Source organism: Nocardia sp. NPDC050175, from assembly GCF_044459885.1.
Lineage (GTDB): Bacteria > Actinomycetota > Actinomycetes > Mycobacteriales > Mycobacteriaceae > Nocardia.
Genome location: NZ_JBITJI010000015.1, coordinates 210,115 through 224,479, shown reverse-complemented (window position 1 = coordinate 224,479; position 14,365 = coordinate 210,115). Strand labels below are relative to the sequence as shown.

General features: G+C 63.9%; 16 protein-coding genes. 8 read left to right on the top strand and 8 right to left on the bottom strand.

Annotation, left to right across the window (positions count from 1 at the left end):
- Nucleotides 1-5 precede the first annotated feature (5 nt).
- The 5 genes from ACIBK2_RS38295 (at nt 6) to ACIBK2_RS38275 (ending at nt 4,092) form a co-directional block, all read left to right on the top strand.
- A complete protein-coding gene (locus ACIBK2_RS38295; protein ID WP_396974854.1) occupies nt 6-665 on the top strand; it encodes a hypothetical protein in 660 nt (219 codons plus the stop codon).
- A 177-nt stretch (nt 666-842) separates the two neighbouring features.
- Nucleotides 843-1,592: a VIT family protein gene (locus ACIBK2_RS38290; protein WP_396974853.1), complete on the top strand. Its 750-nt coding sequence runs from the start codon at nt 843-845 to the stop codon at nt 1,590-1,592.
- A 256-nt stretch (nt 1,593-1,848) separates the two neighbouring features.
- Nucleotides 1,849-2,076 (top strand): sigma factor-like helix-turn-helix DNA-binding protein, encoded by a 228-nt coding sequence (locus ACIBK2_RS38285; protein ID WP_396974851.1) that lies wholly within the window; start codon nt 1,849-1,851, stop codon nt 2,074-2,076.
- A gap of 181 nt (nt 2,077-2,257) precedes the next feature.
- Complete coding sequence (locus tag ACIBK2_RS38280; protein WP_396974849.1) at nt 2,258-3,172, top strand: universal stress protein; 915 nt, start codon at nt 2,258-2,260, stop codon at nt 3,170-3,172.
- Nucleotides 3,173-3,213: 41 nt separating this feature from the next.
- Nucleotides 3,214-4,092: a universal stress protein gene (locus tag ACIBK2_RS38275; protein WP_396974847.1), complete on the top strand. Its 879-nt coding sequence runs from the start codon at nt 3,214-3,216 to the stop codon at nt 4,090-4,092.
- Here ACIBK2_RS38275 and ACIBK2_RS38270 read toward each other — a convergent pair whose 3' ends face one another.
- Nucleotides 4,093-5,436 (bottom strand): wax ester/triacylglycerol synthase family O-acyltransferase, encoded by a 1,344-nt coding sequence (locus tag ACIBK2_RS38270; protein WP_396974958.1) that lies wholly within the window; start codon nt 5,434-5,436, stop codon nt 4,093-4,095.
- 271 nt (nt 5,437-5,707) lie between these two features.
- On the opposite strand from ACIBK2_RS38270, the gene ACIBK2_RS38265 reads away from it, so the two are divergent.
- Nucleotides 5,708-6,262 carry a flavodoxin domain-containing protein gene (locus ACIBK2_RS38265; RefSeq protein ID WP_396974846.1) on the top strand — a complete coding sequence of 185 codons (555 nt, stop codon included), beginning with the start codon at nt 5,708-5,710 and terminating at the stop codon, nt 6,260-6,262.
- 85 nt (nt 6,263-6,347) lie between these two features.
- On the opposite strand, the gene ACIBK2_RS38260 is transcribed toward ACIBK2_RS38265, so the two are convergent.
- Both ACIBK2_RS38260 and ACIBK2_RS38255 read right to left on the bottom strand, forming a co-directional pair.
- Nucleotides 6,348-6,728: a hypothetical protein gene (locus ACIBK2_RS38260; protein ID WP_396974844.1), complete on the bottom strand. Its 381-nt coding sequence runs from the start codon at nt 6,726-6,728 to the stop codon at nt 6,348-6,350.
- A gap of 72 nt (nt 6,729-6,800) precedes the next feature.
- On the bottom strand, nt 6,801-7,157 hold the full coding sequence (locus tag ACIBK2_RS38255; protein WP_396974842.1) for a MerR family transcriptional regulator: 357 nt from the start codon (nt 7,155-7,157) through the stop codon (nt 6,801-6,803).
- Nucleotides 7,158-7,752: 595 nt separating this feature from the next.
- On the opposite strand from ACIBK2_RS38255, the gene ACIBK2_RS38250 reads away from it, so the two are divergent.
- Nucleotides 7,753-8,181, top strand: coding sequence for a MarR family winged helix-turn-helix transcriptional regulator (locus ACIBK2_RS38250; protein ID WP_396974840.1), 429 nt, complete (start codon nt 7,753-7,755; stop codon nt 8,179-8,181).
- 92 nt (nt 8,182-8,273) lie between these two features.
- Here ACIBK2_RS38250 and ACIBK2_RS38245 read toward each other — a convergent pair whose 3' ends face one another.
- From ACIBK2_RS38245 to ACIBK2_RS38230, 4 genes are all read right to left on the bottom strand, one after another.
- The gene (locus tag ACIBK2_RS38245; RefSeq protein ID WP_396974838.1) at nt 8,274-8,795 is read right to left on the bottom strand and encodes a phenolic acid decarboxylase; all 522 of its coding nucleotides are present in this window, start codon (nt 8,793-8,795) and stop codon (nt 8,274-8,276) included.
- Between the two features lie 102 nt (nt 8,796-8,897).
- Nucleotides 8,898-9,443, bottom strand: a complete 546-nt coding sequence (locus tag ACIBK2_RS38240; protein ID WP_396974836.1) for a phenolic acid decarboxylase — start codon at nt 9,441-9,443, stop codon at nt 8,898-8,900.
- Between the two features lie 26 nt (nt 9,444-9,469).
- Nucleotides 9,470-9,994: a phenolic acid decarboxylase gene (locus tag ACIBK2_RS38235; RefSeq protein WP_396974834.1), complete on the bottom strand. Its 525-nt coding sequence runs from the start codon at nt 9,992-9,994 to the stop codon at nt 9,470-9,472.
- Nucleotides 9,991-10,518, bottom strand: coding sequence for a nuclear transport factor 2 family protein (locus tag ACIBK2_RS38230; protein ID WP_396974832.1), 528 nt, complete (start codon nt 10,516-10,518; stop codon nt 9,991-9,993). The genes ACIBK2_RS38235 and ACIBK2_RS38230 overlap by 4 nt, the downstream gene beginning before the upstream one ends.
- Nucleotides 10,519-11,015: 497 nt before the next feature.
- Between ACIBK2_RS38230 and ACIBK2_RS38225 the strand changes: the two genes are divergently transcribed.
- Nucleotides 11,016-12,494, top strand: coding sequence for an MFS transporter (locus ACIBK2_RS38225; RefSeq protein WP_396974830.1), 1,479 nt, complete (start codon nt 11,016-11,018; stop codon nt 12,492-12,494).
- Between the two features lie 73 nt (nt 12,495-12,567).
- Here ACIBK2_RS38225 and ACIBK2_RS38220 read toward each other — a convergent pair whose 3' ends face one another.
- A complete protein-coding gene (locus ACIBK2_RS38220) occupies nt 12,568-14,061 on the bottom strand; it encodes a lipase family protein (protein ID WP_396974829.1) in 1,494 nt (497 codons plus the stop codon).
- Nucleotides 14,062-14,365: the final 304 nt, after the last annotated feature.

Here is a 14,365-nt window from a genome sequence, read left to right as displayed (position 1 = left end):
CCGAAGTGCCTGTGGCCCTATGTTTCTCAAATGGCTTGAACAACCATGGCCGTATGACGAAATCTGATGTCGACCGCATGCTCATCGAGTCAGCGGAGCCAGTGTTCGACGCCATGATCGCGGAGCACCAGATAGTTCAGGCTGATCTGGCGACCACGTTCCGAGCCGCGCGGTCGCTAGACTTCCTGACCGTACGCACACCGCTGCTGACGACGGCGATGTGGCTTCGCGGCCTGCCCACCCGATGGTCGGGTCACGCTGCCCCGACCTTGCCCAGACTCGTGGTGGCCGACGGTGTCGGGCTACCGGGCTGGCTTTTGCTCGGTGAGCGGCCCGAGCGGGAGATCGTATTCGGCGCGGTCGGGAAGTTCTGGCAACCAGATATCGAATGGCGTGAGGTAGCGCAAGCAGACTTCGCCGGATTCGCCGAGCCGGGGTGGGGCAAGATCGCCGCGAACTTCTCGGTGGAACGCTATGGCGAGCACGCCACACTGCTCAGCTACCAGTGCCGCACGGTGACAACGGATCCGGACTCACGTCAGCGGTTCCTGCGATACTGGTGGCTGATTCGACCGTTCGTCGCACATATTATGCGCGCCACCGTCCATACCATTCGCATCAATGCGGAAGCGGCGGCCGAGCAGGCCAAAGGACGAACTGAGTAATAGCATCGAACCGCGTCGCGCCGAGAATATTCGACAGCCACGCTTATTCCATCCGAAAGCGCAACGTTCGGTGCACGGTTCTGAGGTATGGAAACCCTTGGTGTGCAATGCGTTACCTCACTTCGGGCAGCCTTTCATTGCTGGTGGCGACAGCTGGAAATCATTAGCGTGCACGGTATGAGTGGAGATAACGCCGCGTCCGAGGGACTTTCGACCTCAATTCTCGCGCCCCACCCGTCGGAGCCGCACGTGGCGGGCTCGGCGTCGCGGCTCAATTGGCTGCGGGCCGGTGTACTCGGCGCCAACGACGGGATCGTCTCGGTCGCGGGCATCGTTGTCGGTGTTGCCGCGGCGACCACCGACCGCGCTCCGATTCTCACCGCGGGAGTCGCCGGCCTGGTCGCGGGGGCAGTGTCGATGGCGCTCGGAGAGTACGTGTCGGTGAGCACGCAGCGCGACAGTGAGCGCGCGTTGCTGGCTACCGAGCGCCGTGAACTGGCCGAAGAGCCCGAAGCGGAACTCGCCGAGCTCGCCGCGATCTACCAGGCGAAGGGACTGACCGCGGCCACCGCGCTCGCGGTGGCCGAAGAGCTGACAGCCCGGGACGCGTTCGCCGCCCACGCCGAGGCCGAATTGGGTATCGACCCCGACGATCTGACCAATCCGTGGCACGCGGCACTGTCCTCCACACTGTCGTTCACCCTCGGGGCGTTATTGCCGCTATTGGCGATTCTTGTTGCCGCCGTGCCGCTTCGAGTACCGGTGACCGCCATTGCAGTACTGGTGGCCTTGGCGCTGACCGGTGCACTCGGCGCACGGCTCGGCGGCGCGGCGCCTGCGCGGGCAACGGGCCGGGTCGTGATCGGTGGTGCCTTGGCTATGGCGGTCACCTACGCCATCGGTCGTGCCGTGGGGATCGCCGTGTGAAATCGGACGTTATGCCCGAAGGGCAACGCTCGACCGTCCGCACCCTCGAATGCTGTCGCGCGGCCGGATTGGTGTAGTACTGCCGTTCAGGGGTACTGCGTCGTAAGATCCCCTTCGACTAGCAGGGCGAGTTGCTTATGAATCAGGTATCGGACTCTCCCGCTGGTCTCGGCTGTTCACTGTCGCCCGCAACTTTGCCTATGACGAGTTGCGGTGCGGCCGAGGACATCACGAGCTCACCACCGATGCAGGCTCGATGATCGACCGGTACGTCGATGACCCAGGTGCCAGGCTTGCTGACACGGCGGTCATCCAGCGCGCTCTGGCGACGCTCAGCTACGAACATCGGCAGGTCATCGTGCACGCCTGCTACCGGCGCGCGAGCACAAAAGCCATCGCCGCCGAGCTGACTATCTCGCCCGGCACAGTCAAATCACGACTGCACTACGCGCTGCACGCGCTCCGGCACGCCTGTGCCGACTAAACCTGCGTCGACTAAGCAGCACTGTCGCCAGCCGATCGGCAGCCGCCCGCTGCGGACTCCCCCTTACCGGCACAAAAAGCCTTTGGACCCGCGCATTCAGGACCAACGACAGACGTGCTCGACCACCTCGGCTTCGTAACCTACGGGTACCAGAACCACTGGATCCGAAAGGAAGCCGTCCATGCCCACCTCCCCCACCATCAATCCGCACCGGCTGGCCACAGCCGCGGTGGTGGTCGGCGTCGACGGTTCCGCGGCCTCTGACCTCGCCGTCGAGTGGGCTGCTGACGCTGCTTCCCGGCACAACCGTCGACTGAATATCGTGCACGGCTTCGACTTGGCGGCATCGGCGGAACTGGTCGGCATGTACGACGTGCTGGTGCCCGCGGTGACCGACGAGCTGCACCGGCACGGAGTCGATCTGCTCGCTACGGCCGGTAGGCTAGCCTACCGGGTCGATCCCACCCTAGACGTGGAAACCGAAGTCGCCGAAGCCAATCCAGCCCGACTATTGATCCAACGATCGGAAACGGCGCATCTCGTCGCGCTCGGCGCCGCAGGCAGCGGTGCTGCCATCGGCTACCTCGGGTCCACGCTGCTGGCCGTCACCAGCCACGGCAAAGGCAGCATCGTGGTCGTCCGCGAACCGGGCACCGAACAGCACACGCCATCCGTCGGTCCGGTGGTGGTCGGCCTCGATGGCACTCGGCACAGTGAACCCGCCGTCGCGGCGGCATTCGCCGAGGCAAGCGAGCGCCGCACCCAGCTGGTGGCCGTGCACGCGTGGGGTGACATGTTCGACCGAATCTCCGGCGTCCCCTACCCCGTCCCGGACAAGGATGCCCAGATCGCCGGACAAGCTCTCATCGCCGAGCAGCTCGCGGGCTGGCAGGAGAAGTTCCCCGACGTCCAAGTCATCCGCAAGGTGTACCTGTTCGGTCCGCGACAGGCACTGACCGACTGGTCCAAGTCGGCGCAACTCGTTGTCGTCGGCAGTCGAGGTCGTGGCGGATTCCGTGGCCTACTGCTCGGCTCCACCAGCAATTCGCTTGTCCAGCAAGCACATTGCCCGGTCATGGTGGTCCACTCCAAGTAGCGACGACCCCCGATTTCCATCAATGGAAGGTACGAAAACCCATGTCCGTCAACAATATGAATCCACCCGTCGTGGTCGGTATCGACGGTTCCGTCGACGCCGATGAGGCCCTGCGCTGGGCCGCCGTCGACGCCGTCCACCACAACGCGCCGTTGCACATCGTTTATGCCACCGGCGCTGCGGCCGACTTCGGGCAAGTCATCGATTTCAGCCACGCCGACTACACCGAGTACCTGACCGCCTGCGCTGCCACGCTCGCGGCGGCACGCCGATTCGCCACGGCGGCAGCCCAACCCGTCGGCGACCTCGACATCGACACGTTCCTGGTCGAAGCCCCACCGATCCCAGCACTGCGGGACCGATCCAAGGACGCGCGCCTGCTGGTCGTCGGTACCCGCGGAATGGGTGCTTTCCGCCGCGGACTGCGCGGATCGGTCAGTACTGCCATGGCTCGGCACGCGCAGTGCCCGGTCGCGGTCGTCCCTGAGCCGGAACAGTATTCCGCGCAGCGCGTTCGCGGGCCGGTAGTGGTCGGCGTCGACGGATCGGCGTGCAGCGCCCGCGCCGTCGACATCGCCTTCGATGAAGCGTCGCGTCGCAATGCTCCGGTGCGCGCCGTGCTCACCTGGTCCGAATCGAATCGGTACATTCCGCGCACAGCAATGCAGACCGAGGCCGAAGCAGCGCTGTCCGAAGCGCTGGCCGGCTACACCGATACCTATCCCGACGTCACGGTGCAACGCGTAGTCACCGAGGATCGACCGGCCAAGCGGCTGCTCGAGGAGGGTGAACTGGCGCAGCTGCTCGTGGTCGGCAGCCACGGCCGCGGCGGTTTCGCTGGAATGACCCTCGGCTCGGTCAGCCAAGCCGTCCTGCACGCGGCCGATTGCCCGCTCATCATCGCCCGCCCGGAGAGCTGATCAGCTGGGTACGGTGTCGCGGGCCCGTTGGAGCAGCTGATCGATGGTCTCCTCGATGCGCTCGGCGAGCAGGTGCAGATCGGGCGTGCTGTCGTAGTCGCCGGTGACACCGAACCGTAGCTGGTCGCCGTAGCTGAGGATGGCGATGCTGATGCGCACGCGCATCGCGATCGGTGCGTAGGCCAGGATTTCCAGCACCTCCTGGCCGTAGAGGTGCAGTCGACGCCGAGGGCCTGGCACATTCGTCGCCAGACCCGAGATGCCTCGCTGCGGGTATCGCGACGCCAAGCGCACGGTCCACGCGATCGAAGCGAACGGCAGCCACCGTGCCAGTGCGAGAAACGAATTCGCCGCCGACGCCTCACCGCTGGCCTTGTGTTCGACCATCCTGCGATGCACCATCGCCAATTGCTCGACGGGATCGGCGGATTCGATCGGGAGCAGGGGCAGCATCGCCGAAACCCGGTTGTCGAGTGCGCCTTTCGCGTCTGCCGCGCGCACCGATACCGGCGTGAGAATCCGTAGCTTATCCGCGGTCGGCTCCTCACCGCGTTTCAGCAAGACAGTACGAAATGCCGCGGCGACTGCGGCGAGGACCACATCATTGACCGTCGTTCCGAAGGCCGCACCGATCTCGCGGACAGCAGGCAACGACGCCCGCGCCACCGTGTAGCGGCGTTGCCGACCGATGGAACCGTTCAACGAGGACCCCGCGGCGGGCAACACCGCGGACAACGCGAACGGCACCGCGGCGCGCAACGTCTGCGCCGCGAACCGTGGCACGTCGACCGGCAGTCGCAACGACTTCATCAGCAGGCCACGCCAATCGATCGGCGGATCGGCCACCTTCGGCGCAGCGTTGTCCGGACGTTCTGCCTGGTCATCGCAGAATCGCTCGAACAGGGTGATTCCGGAGACGCCATCGACCATGCTGTGGTGGACCTTCACGATCATCGCCCAGCGGTCGTCGGCAAGATGCTCGACGACGATGCATTGCCAGAGCGGGTGATCACGGTCGAGCCGTTCCTCCATCACCTCGGCGACCAAGTCGCACAGCGCATCCTCGCCCGCGGGCGCCGGCAGAGCCAACCACCGAAGATGATGCGCCAGATCGAAATTCGGATCGATCACCCACGTCGGCGCGGCAAGACCCCATGGGGTGCGGTGCACTTTCTGGTGCAGCCTGCCGTCAACGGACAATCGTTGCGCCAGCTCCACCTCGAGTTCCTCGCGCGGCGGCGGCGAGCCCGCGACGATCGCGATGGCCCCGATCCCGACGCTCACGTGGCGATCGGTGTCTTCCAGCTCCATGAATCCTGAGTCCAACGGGCCCAAAACGGCCATCGTGGGTGTCCATTCCGACAGGTGGACGCCGGGCCGAGGGTCGGCGACGGTCGCGACCACAGGGTCCATGATCGCGCAAGGACACGGCGTCGAGAAGATGCGAAAGCCACTGATCGGCGGGGACATTCGGCCCCGACTCTGTCCGACAGGGCACGCGGCCAGCATGACCACGATGCCCGCCGACAACTGTCGGCACCTGATGCCATTGGTCCCCACAGCCCAGGTAACACGGCCCTGACCTCCCGATAGGTCTCTACGCCACGCTCAGTGTATGGAAACGAAACCCACCCGCATCGCGGTCATCTACGCGACCGCCCAGGGATCCACCCGCGACATCGCGGAGTTCATTGCGGCGGCCCTCACCGACCGTGGCGCGCACGTCGAACTGAGCGACTTCGAGCACGCACCCGACCTGTCCCGCTTCGACGGGATCATCCTCGGCAGTGCGATACACAACAGGGACTATCTGCCAGCCGCCTCCGCCTTTGTCCGGACCCACCGCGACGAGCTGCGCAAATCCGATGTGTGGATGTTCAGCGTCGGCCTCGGTCCGGCGCTGCGTGGACCGATCGGACGACGCATCGGCAACATGGTGCCGAAAAAGATTGCCGCTCTGTGCGAAACGGTCAGTCCGTGGGACTACCGCCCCTTCGCCGGACACTACGACCGCGTCGGCGTCTCATGGCAGGCCAGGGCGCTCTATCGCCTGATGGGCGGCGCCCGGTACGGCGATCTGCGGAACTGGCACGCGATTCGTACCTGGTCGACGATGATCGCCCAATCACTCGGCCTGCCCAACACCAACCTGGCGACCATCCACCCCTGACGCCGCCGGACCGACTCCAACAGTGGACATACTTCTGACGATGACCGGTGGCGGGTCTTGGATCAGACCGGTGTCGCTCACCGTTCTAGGCGCCGCAATCGTAGGAATAGCCGTATTTCCCTGCACACCAATAGAACCCTTCGTTCGGGTCCACAAGATCCTTACCCGGGTCGACGAAATGCAGCACAGTTCTGTTGTCATCGGCCGACTTCTGCAGTGCTGCAACCCATTTCGTGTCGGGCTTCAAGTATCCGAGGTCGGCGCCGGTCTTCGATGTCAAGGACACGAGGCTAACCGTGACACCGGTCGCGATGGTGTCCCAAGTGGCGGACCAGGTTTCACCGTCGGCCGCGGATCGATGCGGGTGGCCGGGGCCGTGTTCGATGGTGGCGGGGCGTTCTCCGGTTCGGGCCGAGGCCGACTCGACGTGCAGACCGATCACGGCGTCGACGGCGGCCGGGTCCATCGCTCGGGGTAGATAGACATCCATTCGGGCGGTGCGTGATTCGGTCACGTTCGCTTTCCAGGGTCAGTCAGGTCAGTCGGGGTCGGCGCGCTGGTCGATGGTGTGCTGCAAATCGGTGTTGAGGCGCTGGGCTTCGGCGAGCTGGTCTTCGAGGATGACGATGCGGCACGCCGCCTCGAGGGTGTTGCCGGCGTCGACGAGTTCACGCACGCGTCCGGCGATGCGCAGCTGGTAGCGCGAGTAGCGGCGGTGCCCGCCGGTCGACCGTTGCGGGGTCAGGAGTTGGGCGGCGTCGAGGCCGCGCAGGAATGCTTGGGTGACGCCGAGGATTTCCGCGGCTCTGCCCATGCTGTAGGCGGGGTAGGTGTCGTCGTCGAGTTTGTCCGCGGCGCTGAGGGCGTCGGCGGGGTCGGTGTTCGGCTGCTGCACAGCACCTCTCGGGATTCAACGTCAGGCAGGCCCCGGCGCGTGTGCGCCGGGGCCTGGGATCTATGGAAGAGGGGGTATCAATTCTGTTCACCGGCCATGAAAGCCGATGTTCCACACCGCATCCGACACGTGCCGGGATGCGGAACCGATAAGTGACTACTCAGTGACCACCTCCTGGATTGCCGGTTCGACCTGCGCATTACTTGTCCATCTTGCGTGTTCGTCCCCCTCCGGCGGTCCGGCCGAGTGCACCGGATTCTCTTCTCCGCCGGAGGGGACGGGGTGGAACGTTCATTCCGGGCAGTTCACCTGCCCGGCCGCTTGATCTTCTCTTCGAACAACAGAGACTGTATACCTGCTTCCACAGGATGTCTACACCCGCCACGACAGATTTTCGTCGTCGGATGCGGTCGGTTTATTGCACGTGTCGGTTCACGGTCTCGGATCCTCGTGACCGGGTAGCTTCGGTGCACTCGGGCAGTGACGCGGAAGGGCGATGGCCATGCCGACACCGTTACCGGAATCGCTGACATCGATAGGAATTTTGTAACAAAAATGGTTTGCAGCAAAAGTTATTCTCTGTCAAAATCACGTGGTGACCACCGCTGGTGAACTGAGCCGCCTGTTGGGCCCGCTGCGACGAACCGTGCTGCGCGCCACTCGCGCCGCCAAAAACCTTCCCGACCTACCTGAAGCGCAGATCGAGTTATTGCGTGCACTCGTCGAGGCCGGCGAATTGAGCCCGAGCGAGGCGGCGCGCCAGGTGCAGGTCGCGCCGTCCACCATCAGCAACCTCACGCGCCGGATGATCGCCGCCGGACTCGTGCAACGCCACACCGGCGAAGTCGACCTGCGTGCGGTCACCCTCACGCCGACAACCAAAGCCGTGGATCTGCTGAAGCGCTACGACGACGCGAGTGCCGACATCCTGACCCTGGCGATTGCCCGGCTTCCCGTGGCCGAGCAGAAAGCGCTCACCCGCGCCCTGCCGAGCCTCGCGCTGCTGCTCACCGAACTGCAGTAACCCACGTTCTTCGACTCGGGTGTGCGATGACCCGAATCGGCGAGCTCGGAAGCTCGCGCGGTTTCGGTATCGCTCAACTCAGTGCTGCCGCTTCAATTGGTGCGCGTCACATAATCAGCGGACAGGTCGTCGGGGGCGCAGGCGATGATGCTGTCGTCGTCGGGGCCGCAGTCTTCAAGGAAGGTGATGTCCGCGAATTCCGAGACGACGTAGATCGGGTAGGTGGGGCCCTCGTCCCGGTAGGCGGTCATTTGCGCCAGGTGCTCGTTTTGGAAGCAGACGCTGCGTTCGGGGTGCTGCTTGATCCACTGCGGGAAAAAGATGACGCCGTGTAGTCGACGTCGGGAGGGCATGACGTTCACACTGACCGACGATCCGGTGGGTTCGGTCCACGAGATCTTGTAGTTGTCGGTGTCGAGTTCGACCAGGTCGACCGTCTGACCTTTGACCCAGCGCCCGCCGACCATACCGGCATGGATCCGGTAGTCGATCGTGCTCGCGTTACGGACGTACATTTCGTACTGCCAGCCATTGTCGTAGGTGTAGATGAAATGCCTGCCGAGGATCTGCGACAGGTCCTGCTGTGCAGCGATTGATCCGGTCGACGTGCTCATTGCTTCTCCTTTGTTTGTCCGAAAACAGCGGTACCACAGCCGATCACGGTCCTTACGCGCCGGAATTCTCTGGCGCGCTATCTCGCGGTCGGTGTCAGGGCTTTAGTTGGTGCGATCGAGGAAACCGGCAGGTACCTCGCCGGGGGCGCAGGCGATGACCTGTTCGTTGTCGATCCCGCTGTCTTCGGCGAAGGTGATCGTGCCGAACAGATCGGCCTGGATCTGCGGTGCGATCGGTCCGGCGTCGCGGTAGCGCTGGATCTCTGCCAGGTGCTCGTTCTGGAACGAGACGATCAGTCCGGGATTGTCGTCGACCCACTTGGCAAGAAAGCCCGTGAAGTGCACCCACCGCTGCCGCGCATTCAGCACCAGGCTGACACAACTGCCGGTCGGCTCGTTCCAGGCGACGGAGTACACGTCGTCACCGAGTCGAGCGATCTCGGCTTTCTGGTCTTTGACCCAGCGACCGGTCAGCGGGTTCACGACATCGGTGCTGGGATGGACTCGGTACTCGACGCTTTCGGCGTTCTTGATGTACAGCTCATACAGCCAGCCATTGGAGTAGGTGTAGATGAAATGTTGCCCCAGCAGGCCGGTGAGATCCTGATCGTGCCGCGGAAGCCGCGTGGCGAACTGCGATGTCGACATGACAAACCTTTCTTTGGGGTGAGTGATCAATTGGTCCGAGTCGCATAACCTTCGGGTAGATCTTCGGGAGCACACGCGATGACGGTGATGTCTCCCGGGCCGCGGTCGGCGAGGTAGGTGATCGTCGCGAACCCCCCGAACATGTGGATGGGGTAGGTAGGGCCCTGATCGCGCGCGGCGACGATCTGGGCCAGCCGCTCGTTCTGGTAGCCGATCATCGGCTCGGGATCATCCTCGGCCCAGCGCGGGCCGAAGATCACGCCATGCAAGATGCGCCTGGCAGGCATGACGGTCAGGCTGAGCGCGCTACCGGTGGGCCCGATCCAGGAGATCTTGTAGGTGTCGGTGTCCAGACGAGCCAGATCGATGGCCTGCCCGGTGACCCAACGCCCGCCCATCTTGCCTACGTGGACCCGATAGTCGACCACGGTCTCGGCGCGCACATACAACTCGTAGCGCCAGCCCAGAGCGTCGTAGGTATAGATGAACTGCTTGCCCACGATCCCGGACACATCGCGCTCGAGCCTGGCCCGCGCACCTGTCGTAGTCACTGCGGCTCGGCTGCCGCGTCGGTACCCGAGACCGGCTGAGGGTCAGGCAGCACGACCCGGGCCTGCAGGCGACTGATCTGCCACTCCTCGCCGATCCGCCGATACCCGCAGTTGTAGCGCGCCTCGGTCCACCGGCCATAGACCCGCACCGTGGCACCCATCTCGATGAACTCACACGAGTGCCGATGCAAGGTCCACACTCCGGTCGCGGAGTCTGCGGTCACCTCGATGACCGGCGAGGACAACACATAACCAGCATGCGGGTTACCTCGAGATTCGATAAGCCCGAACAACTCCACCACCTGCTCGCGGCCCCGCCGGACGCCGTCGTGGCCGAGGTCGACGACCACGTCGTCGGTGAACAGCTCGAGCATGTCGTCCCAGCGCCGATCCGCGAGATACCGGACATAGCTGCGGTGCAGCGCCTGGATCTGCTCGATGTCCTCCAGTCGCCGCAAACGCGCCGACATCACCGCGATCAATCCCGCTAAATCCTCATTGGCTGCCATCGTCACCGAGGTCATCTGTCCGCCTCTCACCGAATGATTATTTTCTGACAAAACTAGTTTGCATCAAAACAGTAGACCGAGGGAAGATTAGTGACAGCCGTCACTGTCGGGGTCGAGGATCCGGCGGGACAGAATGAGACTGCCGTTCCTGCGGAGCCGCACGAGCAGCGGCATCGCGGTCTACGCGGGACAGCTGTCACCGCAGGCAACCGTCAAAAAGCGACGGCACTTGGGAAGTGACACTGAGGGCAGATCGAATTCCTCCGATGACTCCGAAGAATCCGCATACATATTATCCACAATGCGGCATTACTCGGCGTATCCGCGCAACATCAGAGAAAGGCTGCCTTCCCACACCGGTAGTCCGCATGAATCGACCTCGTAGCGACGTGCCAAAAAGCCCGGCGACCTGAGGCGCGGTAGTACTGTTCGTAACAGCGTTCACGCCGTTCTCGGAAGCTCCAGAGCAATTCGAAGAGTTCTACTTCGCTACTGACTTCGTGAGGAGAAAGATGGCTACGACCGCGCATGAATCGGAGAGGGCCGTTCACGATTCGCATGCCAGGCGCTGGTGGGTCCTCGCAGTGCTCGGCATCGCGCAGCTGATGGTCGTGCTCGACGCGACGGTCATGAACATCGCTCTTCCTGACGCGCAGAAGGCGCTCGGTTTCTCCGACGTCACCCGGCAGTGGGTGGTAACTGGTTACACGCTGGCGTTCGGCAGCCTGCTGTTGCTCGGCGGACGGTTGAGCGACATGTTCGGCCGGCGCAACACGTTCATCATCGGCCTCGTCGGCTTCGCGCTGGCCTCCGCGGTCGGCGGCGCCGCCGTGAACTCCGAGATGCTGATCTCCGCCAGGGTGGCCCAAGGTGTCTTTGCCGCGCTGCTGGCGCCCGCGACCCTGTCCCTGTTGACGGTCACCTTCACCGTGCCGTCGGAGCGCGCGAAAGCGGTCGGCATCTTCGGCGCGATCTCCGGCGCCGGTGCTGCGATCGGTCTGCTACTCGGCGGTGCGCTCACCGAATGGGTCTCGTGGCGCTGGGCACTGTATATCAATCTGTTGTTTGCCGGCGTAGCGCTGATCGGCGCATTGGCGCTGCTGGCTCGCCATGTTGCCGTCGAGCGGCCGGTACTCGACCTACCCGGCACGATAACTGCCACCGCGGGGCTGTTCAGCATCGTCTATGGGTTCTCGCATGCTGAATCGCACGGCTGGTCTACCTCCACGACAATCTGGTGGCTCATCGCCGGTGTGGTGTTGCTGTGCGCGTTCGGCGTGGTGGAGACACGGGTTCCGCATCCGCTGCTGCCGCTGCGGATCGTGCTCGACCGCATCCGAGGCGGTGCGTATCTCGCGGTGTTCGCCATCGGTATCGGGCTGTTCTCCGTCCTTCTGTTCCTCACCTACTACCTGCAGGTCAGCCGCGGCTACTCGCCGATAAGGACCGGCGTCGCGTTCTTGCCGATGGTGGCCGCGATGGTGCTCTCCTCGACCATGACACCGCCGCTGTTGCTGCCGCGTCTCGGCACCAAGACCACCGTGGCAGGCGGGCTCCTCGTTGCCGCGGCAGGGATGGTGTCGTTGACCCGGGTCGGGTTGGACACCGGCTACATGAGCCATGTCCTGACCGGGGAACTACTACTCGGCCTCGGTATCGGAGCCGCATTATCGGTGGCGATCCAGAGCGCGACAGCCGGCATCAACCACGAGGACGCAGGTGTCGCGTCAGCGATGGTGAACACCTCGCAGCAGATAGGCGGCTCGATCGGCACCGCGCTGCTGTCCACGTTCGCGGCAACCACACTGAACAACTACCTCGCGGACAACGGGTCGACGGCTGAGGTCGCGGCCCAGGCGCGGGTCGAGAGCTACATCACTACGTTCTGGTGGTCGGCCGGATTCCTCGCCGTCGGTGCGATCATCCTTGCAGTGCTGATGCCGAACGCACTCCCCGCTCAGTCCGAGGGTGAACCCGTTGTAGCCCACTGACATTCGCCACCCCGATCGCCGCGACGCAGATCCGCCGTTGCTACCTCGACGGTGACCGGCTCGCGGACCGTGCTCACCTTGACCCACGGCTAGGGTCGGTGAAGCCGTCATGCGACGTCCGGTCGCTGCCGATCGGCTGCTGCAGAAGTCCGGCGAGCAGATTGTCGACGGCCTTCAACCACACTGGCCAGGTGGCAGGGTCCAACGCCATGGATCCCTCCTCGTGGATGTCGCATCCCGCAGGGACCGGAACGTCATTGAAGCGGTCCTGCAACCACAGCAGCGCGCGAGGTATGCCGATGCTCTCCAATACCAGATGCTCGCTGAAGTTGTCCCGCACGTACTGCACCCGCGCCTTCGGATCAGCACAGTACTTTTCTTGCACCAAGCGAGTTACCGGCTCGACCGGCGCGACTTCGTCTCTATTCGATTGATAGAGGAATATCGGCATGTCGGGAACCGCGTGGCCAAGTGACACCTTCTCCAAGACATCGCTGAGCGGCGTATTGTGCAGCGGTTCCGGCGTATCGAACAGGCTCTGTTCCAGGTTCATGAACGGGAAGATGGCCATCGAGTACAGACACAGCGCGTTCTTCAGCGGATTCAACGGCCGTAGAACAGGATTCATGTGCTGTTGGATGTAGGCGTCGAGCTCGGGATACTCCCGCGCTGCTCCGAGCACGGCGGTCCAGATCAAGCCGGAAGTCACGAAGTTGTCGGCCAGTCGGAACGACGCGCTCATATCCGCCTGATTACCGCCTGCGACGGCACCGACGATATTCAGATCGGGCGCATAGGAGGCGTGCAACTCGGCGGCGTGGTCGGTGGCGATGGCACCGCCGGAGTACCCGGCCATGCCGACCTTGGTTTCCTTACCGGGCAGCCCCATCGGTGCGAAGTTCTCCGTGGCTCGGATTCCGTCCAGGGTGATCTGTCCCTCCAACGGGCCCGCGGCGAAAGCCGTATTGGGGCCTTCATGGTCGGGCATCGTGACCGCCCAGCCGGCGCCGAGAGCAGTCAGCGGCGCGATGAATTCGCCTGGGATATCGGGCTGCCCGAGCTGGTTGGCGGGTAACGAACCGAGCTGCAGCAGGTATGAGGCGCCGCAGTATTGCGCGTTGGAGTCCTGCGGGAACTGATATGACAGCAGGTTCCGCGGTTCTCCTCCGTTGTCGCCGCGCGGCTTCATGACCGTCGTGACTGCCGCGATGGGCTCGTCCCGGGTATTGGTCGATCGAAATGACAACTGCCAGGCATCGATGTTGAACGGGATCACCGAGTAGAACGCCAGATGCACTTCCCGTGCGGCTATGACTTCACCCGGCTTCTTGGCTGCCACGATATCCGCGGGCGGCGCGTAGAAGCCCGGATCGAACTCCGGTGGCAACGGCGGCAGCGGAAACGGTAATGCCGGCCGCACAGCAACAGCTTGCGACTCGTCGTCCGCGGCAGGGGCGGCCGTTGCCGCCGCAGTCGATTGGACAGCGGCTACCAGACACGCGGCGACCAGGCACAGAACCGACCGCCACAGACGACACGAACCCCTGCCCGACCCACTGGCGTTCATTTCGCCCTTCCTTGGCCGGCCGCGTCGCGCACAGTCCGCCGTTGCCTACAGGTAAGTCGCTGGATAGCGGTTGTCAGCAGATACGGGTCTACCTGAGCCGTGTGAATTCAGGGCCATTGCTACACCCCATACAATGCAGCAGCCGGAAGCGCCGATAGGCCGACGCGCCGGAACAAACTTCAGACGCAGCGCACGAGGTACGACGATCGCAGGAGCAGTTCCCGTCACGATTCGCCGGTACGGAGCCATGCCCGCAAGGCGTTCTTATCGATCATGCCGACATCGTTCTTCGGCAGGCCTTCGG

Excerpts from the sequence above, each read along its gene's own strand:
- ACIBK2_RS38290 (WP_396974853.1), top strand. The coding sequence starts at position 843 with ATGAGTGGAGATAACGCCGCGTCCGAGGGACTTTCGACCTCAATTCTC.
- ACIBK2_RS38285 (WP_396974851.1), top strand. The coding sequence starts at position 1,849 with ATGATCGACCGGTACGTCGATGACCCAGGTGCCAGGCTTGCTGACACG.
- ACIBK2_RS38280 (WP_396974849.1), top strand. The coding sequence starts at position 2,258 with ATGCCCACCTCCCCCACCATCAATCCGCACCGGCTGGCCACAGCCGCG.
- ACIBK2_RS38275 (WP_396974847.1), top strand. The coding sequence starts at position 3,214 with ATGTCCGTCAACAATATGAATCCACCCGTCGTGGTCGGTATCGACGGT.
- ACIBK2_RS38270 (WP_396974958.1), bottom strand. The coding sequence starts at position 5,436 with ATGGCCGTTTTGGGCCCGTTGGACTCAGGATTCATGGAGCTGGAAGAC.
- ACIBK2_RS38265 (WP_396974846.1), top strand. The coding sequence starts at position 5,708 with ATGGAAACGAAACCCACCCGCATCGCGGTCATCTACGCGACCGCCCAG.
- ACIBK2_RS38260 (WP_396974844.1), bottom strand. The coding sequence starts at position 6,728 with ATGGACCCGGCCGCCGTCGACGCCGTGATCGGTCTGCACGTCGAGTCG.
- ACIBK2_RS38245 (WP_396974838.1), bottom strand. The coding sequence starts at position 8,795 with ATGAGCACGTCGACCGGATCAATCGCTGCACAGCAGGACCTGTCGCAG.
- ACIBK2_RS38240 (WP_396974836.1), bottom strand. The coding sequence starts at position 9,443 with ATGTCGACATCGCAGTTCGCCACGCGGCTTCCGCGGCACGATCAGGAT.
- ACIBK2_RS38230 (WP_396974832.1), bottom strand. The coding sequence starts at position 10,518 with ATGACCTCGGTGACGATGGCAGCCAATGAGGATTTAGCGGGATTGATC.
- ACIBK2_RS38225 (WP_396974830.1), top strand. The coding sequence starts at position 11,016 with ATGGCTACGACCGCGCATGAATCGGAGAGGGCCGTTCACGATTCGCAT.
- ACIBK2_RS38220 (WP_396974829.1), bottom strand. The coding sequence starts at position 14,061 with ATGAACGCCAGTGGGTCGGGCAGGGGTTCGTGTCGTCTGTGGCGGTCG.